General features: G+C 69.1%; 6 protein-coding genes. All 6 read left to right on the top strand.

What is annotated here, in order from left to right:
• Positions 1–1,078 (top strand): complex I subunit 1/NuoH family protein (locus DP116_RS30455; protein ID WP_211173456.1); only part of this gene is annotated, 1,078 nt, incomplete at its 5' end.
• Positions 1,075–1,680: an NADH-quinone oxidoreductase subunit J family protein gene (locus DP116_RS30450; protein ID WP_211173455.1), complete on the top strand. Its 606-nt coding sequence runs from the start codon at positions 1,075–1,077 to the stop codon at positions 1,678–1,680. The genes DP116_RS30455 and DP116_RS30450, both read left to right, overlap by 4 nt.
• A 1-nt stretch (position 1,681) precedes the next feature.
• The gene (nuoK, locus tag DP116_RS30445) at positions 1,682–2,026 is read left to right on the top strand and encodes an NADH-quinone oxidoreductase subunit NuoK (protein WP_169157355.1); all 345 of its coding nucleotides are present in this window, start codon (positions 1,682–1,684) and stop codon (positions 2,024–2,026) included.
• A gap of 47 nt (positions 2,027–2,073) precedes the next feature.
• Positions 2,074–4,398: an NADH-quinone oxidoreductase subunit 5 family protein gene (locus DP116_RS30440; RefSeq protein ID WP_169157354.1), complete on the top strand. Its 2,325-nt coding sequence runs from the start codon at positions 2,074–2,076 to the stop codon at positions 4,396–4,398.
• A gap of 18 nt (positions 4,399–4,416) precedes the next feature.
• Entirely contained in the window at positions 4,417–6,189 is a 1,773-nt protein-coding gene (locus DP116_RS30435; protein ID WP_169157353.1) for a complex I subunit 4 family protein, read from the top strand.
• On the top strand, positions 6,186–7,098 hold a 913-nt coding region (locus DP116_RS30430; protein WP_339381533.1), incomplete at its 3' end, for an NADH-quinone oxidoreductase subunit N. The genes DP116_RS30435 and DP116_RS30430, both read left to right, overlap by 4 nt.

The raw sequence follows: 7,098 nt of genomic DNA, 5'->3' as shown, positions 1-7,098 counted from the left end.
CCCGACCCGCGTCGGCGGCATGTTCGGCTGGCTCCAGTCGCTCGCCGACGGCGTGAAGCTGATCACCAAGGAAGACATTCTTCCCGACGAGGCCGACGCGCTCCTCTTTCGGCTGGCTCCGTACGTGAGCTTCTGCGCCGGCTTCGTGGCCTACATGGCGCTGCCGTTCAGCGACGGCTGGGTCGCCCAGGACCTCGACTCGGCCGTGTTCTTCCTGTTGGCCGTGCTCGGATTGGAAGTGTTCGGCGTGATCCTCGCCGGTTACGCCAGCGGCTCGAAGTGGTCGCTCTTCGGCGCGATGCGCGAGGCCGCCCAGGTCGTCAGCTACGAGGTGCCGCTGGGGCTGTGCGTCGTGCCGCCGGTGGTGCTCGCGGGGACCATGAACCTGACCGAAATCGCCCGGCAGCAGACCGGCGGCTTCTGGAACTGGTACGTGTTCCACGACCCGTTCACCTTCATCGCGTTCTGGGTGTTCTTCACCTGCGCGATCGCGAGCGTCAACCGCGCCCCGTTCGACCTGGCGGAGGCCGAGAGCGAACTGGTGGCCGGTTTCCACACCGAATACTCCGGCATCCGCTGGAGTTACTTCTTCATGGCCGAATACGGCTCGATGTTCCTCGTCTCCGGGCTGGCCGCGGTGCTCTTCTGCGGCGGTTGGAGCGGACCGCTGCCGATCGGCGAGTGGCTCGGCCTGACCGGCGAGGGCTGGCCCGGCTTCTGGGGCCGGATGCTCGGCCTGGTCAACTTCCTGCTCAAGTGCTCGTTCGGCATGGTGGTGATGATGTGGGTCCGCTGGTCGTTGCCGCGGCTGCGGATCGACCAGGTCATGCACATGTGCCTGAAGTACTGCCTGCCGATCTCCTGCTTCACGCTGGTCGGCGTGTCGTTCTGGCAACTGCTGCTCCCCGCGGGACTCTTGGGATTCGCCCCCGGGCTGACGCGTCCCGCGGCCGAGCATCGGTTCCCCGCGGTCGTCGCGCCGATCGAGCCCGGCCCCGCGAACGCGGCCGCTCCGGCGACCGCCCGTCGCTCGGCCCCCGCGATCTCGGTCGAGAGCCGGGAAGGGGAGCGGACGTGAACGAGTTCAATCCGCACGCGTTCTTCTTCCTGCTGTTCGCGCTCGTCGCCTGCGGCTCGGCCCTGGCCGTGGTGCTGTCGAACAACGTCGTCCGCATGGCGGTCTATTTGATCTTCGCCCTGTGCGGGACGAGCGGCCTGTTCTTCCTCGCAGGGGCCGAGTTCGTCGGCGCGGCGCAGCTCATGGTCTACGTCGGCGGCACGCTGGTGCTGCTGATCTTCGGCGTCATGCTCACCTCGCCGGGGCCGTTCGCGTCGCTGAACACGCGGCCGGCCGACTGGGTGCTCGGGCTGGGCGTCGGCGGGCTGTTGCTCGCGGCCGTGCTGATCCCCGCGATCTTCTCCGTCGCCGACTGGCGGCCGAACCCGCGGGCCGACGTCGAGCTGGCGGCTCCGCGACTGGAAGTGAAGTCGGCCGAGATCGGCCTGGCCCTGATCGGCGTGCGAGCCGACCGCGTCCGCGACGCGGAGGACCCGCTCGCGCCGGGCCGCTCGGGGTGGCTGCTGCCGTTCGAGTTGTCGAGCGTGTACCTGCTCGTGGTCCTGATCGGCGCGGCTTACCTCGCCCGGGCCAAGCGCTCCGCGCGAACGCACGAGGCCTGAGATGGACCTGCTCACGCAACCGATCGGCGCGACGCATTACCTGATCGTCGGGGCGATCCTGTTCGTCTGCGGCCTGTTGTGCATGGCCGTCAAACGCAACGCGGTCGGCCTGTTGATGGGCGTCGAACTGGTGCTCAACGCGGCGCTCGTCAACTGGGTGGCGTTTTCGAGCAAGTCGTTCCGGGCCGACGTCGACGTCGCGCTCGGGCTCGACGGTCACCTGGCCGCGCTCTTCGTCATCATCCTGGCCGCCGGCGAGGCCGCCGCGGCCCTGGCGATCGCTTTGAACTTTTACAACAATCACGCCACGATCGACGTGGACCGCGGCGACCAGCTCAAGGGCTGAAGTCCCGCGTCGCCGTCGATTTCCCTCGAGGACGCCCCGCGTCGCTGATGATCGAGACCATCCCGTCCTTGCTGCTCACGGCCGCGGCCGCGCCGCTCTTCGCGGCCCTGGTCGCCTGCGCCGTGCGGCTGGCGGGACGCGGTCGCAGCCGCGCGCCGGCCCTCGTCTCGACCATCGCGGTCGCGGTCTCGCTGCTCTCTTCGCTCGTCGCCCTGGCGGCCTGGGCGAGTCATCACGGCGTCGGCTCCGAGCGGGCCGGCGACGCGCCGAACGTGTTGCGCGGGACGTGGCTGACGTTCGCCCAGTTCGGCGGGCTGCGGTTCGACGTCTCGTATTCGATCGACGCGCTCACGATCGTCTTCTTCTGCGTGATCGGGATCGTGGCGACCTGCGTGCACGTCTACGCGATCGCGTACATGCACGAGGAGACGCACGCGAGCGTCGAGGACCACGAGATCGTCTCGCCGCTCGGCGATCATTTGCACCGGCCGGGGCGATACGCCGCGTTCTTTCAGCACCTGTCGCTCTTCACGTTCAGCATGTTCGGCCTGGTGTTGACGGGCAACTTGCTGGTGCTGTTCGCGTTCTGGGAGCTCGTCGGCGCGACCTCCTACAGCCTCATCGGCTTCTACCGCGAGCGCGACTCGGCCGCGTCGGCCGCCCGCCAGGCGTTCGTCGTCAACCGCGTCGGCGACGCGGGGTTTTTGCTCGGGATTCTGATCCTGGCGAACCTCTGCGGGACGCTTGAGCTGCACGACCTCGACGGTCGCCTGGGAATCGTGAGCCAGTTCCGCATGGCCGCGAACCATTTCGCCTGGGCGGTTCCGGCGCGCGTCGGCGACGCGAATTACGGACTGCTCGTGCTGGCCGGACTGGGCGTCTGCTGCGGCTGCGTCGGCAAGAGCGCGCAGGCCCCGTTGCACGCCTGGCTTCCCGACGCGATGGCCGGTCCGACGCCCGTCTCGGCGCTGGTTCACTCGGCGACGATGGTCGCGGCCGGCGTCTACCTCGTGGCGCGGCTGGCCCCCGTGTTTCCTGCGGAGGTGCTGCTCGTCCTGGCGTACGTCGGGGCGATCACGCTCACGCTCGGGGCGCTCTTCGCGCTGACCGCGACGGACCTCAAACGCGTGCTGGCCTTCTCGACGATCAGCCAGCTCGGCTACATGACGCTCGCGGTCGGCGTCGGCGGCTGGAACGCCGCGACGTTCCACCTGACGACGCACGCGTTCTTCAAGAGCCTGTTGTTCCTCGGCGCGGGGGCCGTCATCCACGCCACGCACGTGCAAGACCTGCGACGCCTGGGCGGGCTGCTGAAGCCGCTGAAGGTGGTCGCGGTGACGATGCTGCTCGCCTGCGTCGCGATGGTCGGCGCGGGGCTGCCGCTGATCGACGTCGGCACGTCGGGCTACTACTCGAAGGACGCGATCCTGGCCCAGGCCCTCGCGTTCAGTCAACGAAATCCGCAGCACGCCGTTTTGTTCTATCTGCCGCTCGGGGCGGCGCTGCTGACGGCCGCTTACATCTTCCGGCTGTGGTTCCTGACGTTCGTCGGTCCGCCGCGCGACCCCGTCGCGCGTCAGCACGTCCACGAGCCGTCGCGACTGATGACCGTGCCGCTCGTCGTGCTGGCGACGCTCGCGATTTCCGCGGGCTGGACGTTCGGCCTCGACGCGGGCTTGTCGCCGCTTCTCGGTCAAGCCGTTCTTCCCACGGCTCGGCCAGGGGCTCACGCCCGATCCGAGCCGGAGTCGGCCGATTCGACGGCTCACGTCGCCGATGTTCCCTCGGCTCGGACGGGGCGTGAGCCCCTGGCCGAGCCGGATGACATCGCGCAAGGTCGCTGGCTGCCGTCGCTGGTGATTCCCGCGGAAGCCGCTTCGCACACGCCGGCGTTGCACCTGGCCGCGTCGCTGGGGGGATTCGCGGCGGGACTGGCGGGCTTCGCGATCGCGGCCGCGTTCTACGGCTGGCGGTGGCTCTCGGCCGACGAGCTTGCCCGCTCGTTCGCGCCGTTGTCGCGGGCGCTGCGGAGCGAGGGTCGGTTCACGAGTCTCTACCGCACCGCGTTCGTCGCGCCGACGCTGGCCGTCGCGCGCGCCGCGAAGTGGTTCGACCGCGTGGTTCTCGACGGGATCGTCGACGGCTCGGCGCGGCTGGCCGTGTGGCTGGCGCGCGTCGACGACCGCTTCGACCGCGGGATCGTGGACGGGTTCGTCAACGCGATCTCCCGAGTGATTTACGAGACGGCCCTCTCGCTCCGCGTCGTGCAGACCGGGCGGCTGCGGCAATACGTGTTGATTCTCGCGGTCGGCGCGGCCGGCCTGTTTCTGGTCGCGAGCTGGTGGCTTTCGCCCCCGGCCGCGCGTCCCTAACGCGCAACCGACACCGGCATGACAGACGCCGTTTGGTTCAGCCTCATCGTCTTCGTTCCGCTCGTCGGGGCGATTCTCTGCGCCGGCCTGCCGCGCGGCTCCGACGACGCGGCCCGCTGGATCACGCTGGGCGCGTCGCTCGTCGTGTTCGCCCTCGCCGCCGCGCTGCTCGTCGTCGGGCCGAAGGGCGCGGAAGACGCTTTTCGACCCGGGGTCGGCACGATCCAGCACGTCGTGACGCTCGAGTGGATCCCGTCGTTCGGCGTCTACTATTTCCTCGGCGTCGACGGGATCAGCTTCTGGCTGCTGCTGATGACGACCTTCGTCAGCGTGCTGGCGGCCGCGGCGAGCTGGTCGATCGACAAGAACGTGCAGAGCTACAGCGCCCTGTTCCTGATCCTGCTGACGGGCATGGTCGGGGTGTTCCTCGCGCTCGACCTGCTGCTGTTCTACGTCTTCTTCGAGCTGGTCCTCTTGCCGATGTACTTCCTCATCGGCGTCTGGGGCGGCCCGCGGAAGGAATACGCGGCGATCAAGTTCTTCATCTACACGCTGTTCGGCTCGGCGCTGATCCTGATCGCGGTGCTGATGCTCTACTTCGCCAGCGATCTCACCAAGCTCACCGACGACCAGCTCCGGGCGGCGCACCTGCCGGCCGACGCGGTGGCTCAGATCGCCGCGAATCGGATCGACGGCCCGCCGGTCCGCACGTTCAACATCGTCGCCCTGCAAACGCTCGCCCGCGAGACCGACGTCTTCCGCGCCGCGCCGCTGTTCTGGGGCCAGACGCTGGAGTGGTGGGCGTTCGTGTTGCTCACGATCGGCTTCCTGGTGAAGGTCCCGAGCGTTCCGTTCCACACCTGGCTTCCCGACGCCCACGTCGAGGCCCCCACCGCGATCTCGATGCTGCTGGCGGGCGTGCTGCTGAAGATGGGCGGCTACGGCCTGATCCGCATCGCGTTGCCGATCTGCCCGATCGCGGCGCAGGTCATGGGGCCGGTGCTCGCGGGCCTGGGCGCGGTGAGCATCGTCTACGGGGCGCTCGCCGCGCTCGCGCAGACCGACTTCAAACGCCTGGTCGCGTACAGCTCGGTAAGCCACATGGGCTACGTGCTTCTCGGCCTGTCGCTGTGGGCGAGCGGACCGGACGCGGCGCTGGTCGATTCGTGGTCGATGGGGCTGTCGGGCGCGACCTACCAGATGATCGCGCACGGCCTGACCAGCGCCGGGATGTTCTTCATCGTCGGCGTGCTCTACGACCGCCTGCACCATCGCGACCTGAACCGCTTCGGCGGCCTCGCGGGCGAGATGCCCGTCGGCGCGGGGATGGCCGCGGTCGTCTTCTTCGCCTCGCTCGGGCTGCCCACGCTGTGCGGCTTCATCGGCGAGGTCTTCGTGCTCCTCTCGACGTGGAGTCGCTCGCCCGTCGCGGCCGCAATCGGCGCGGTCACGACGATCTTCACCGCGGGCTACATCCTCACCGCACTGCAGCGCGTGTTCTACGGCGTCAAACCCGAAGGGATCGAGCGCGAGCCGGTGGCCGACGTGACCCCGCGCGAGATCGCGGTGCTCGCGCCGATCGTCGCGTTCAGTGTGGTCTTCGGCGTGCTGCCTCAGTTGGTGTTCCGCTACGTCGAGCCCGCCACGACGCACATCGCGCGGGAAGTCGTCGCGGCCGGCGCGCGGCCCGGCGTGCTCGCCCCGATCGCCGCCGCGCGGAGCCGGCCGGCCGACCCGCCCGCGGCCGTCGTCGAGGTCGCTCGCGACGCGGCGAAGGGAGCGACGCGGTGAGTTTCGACGCCCTCGTGCAATACGTCGCGGCCGACGCGAAGAGCTCGATCGCGGGGTTCCTCCCCGAGCTGGTGCTCTGCGTCGCGATCGTGCTGCTGCTCGTCGTCCGCGTCGCCGGCTGGCGCGTCCGCGGCGACGCTTATCTGATCTCGACGATCGGCGCGCTGGCGGCGCTGCTGGTCGCGGTGCTCGACGCGCGCGAGGGTTCGCTCTTCCTGCCGCTGGTGGAAAAGAGCCCGCACAGCCCGCGGGTCGGCGCGGAGCTGTTCACGGGGATGATCGTTTACGATCACTTCACGCAGTTCTGGCGGATCCTGCTGGCCGGCTTCCTCGTCCTATTCTTGCGACTGACCCGCCTGACCGGCGTCCCCGACGACGAGGACGGCCCCGACATTTATTCGCTCGTGATCGGCTCGACGATCGGCCTGATGAGCATGGCCTCGGCCAATCACGTGCTGATGATCTTCCTGGCGATGGAGCTGGCCAGCGTCCCCACGTACATCCTCGCGGGGCTCAACAAAGGCCGCCGCCAGGCGAGCGAAGCGGCGCTCAAATACGCGGTCTACGGGGCCGCGGCCTCCGGCGTCATGATCTACGGCATGAGCCTGCTCTGCGGCGTCCTCGGCTCGCTCCACCTGCCGACCATGGCCGAGCGGCTGGCCGCGACGTTGGGCGATCCGGCGCTGGCCGATCGTCAAACGATGCTGGTGCTCGGCGGGCTCTTCTTCGCGGTCGGGCTGGCGTTCAAGCTGGCCACATTCCCGTTCCATTTCTGGGCTCCCGACGTCTTCGAAGGGGCGACGGCCGAAATGGGCGCGTTCCTCTCCGTCGCTTCGAAGGCCGGAGCGCTCGCCCTCACGATGCGCGTGGCCCTGACCTTCGCCGGCGGCCCGCTCGTGCCCGAACCGC

This window comes from Brasilonema bromeliae SPC951 (assembly GCF_012912135.1).
GTDB classification, from domain to species: domain Bacteria; phylum Cyanobacteriota; class Cyanobacteriia; order Cyanobacteriales; family Nostocaceae; genus Brasilonema; species Brasilonema bromeliae.
Note: the sequence above shows the minus strand (reverse complement) of the source record. Positions and strands in the feature narration are given on the sequence as shown.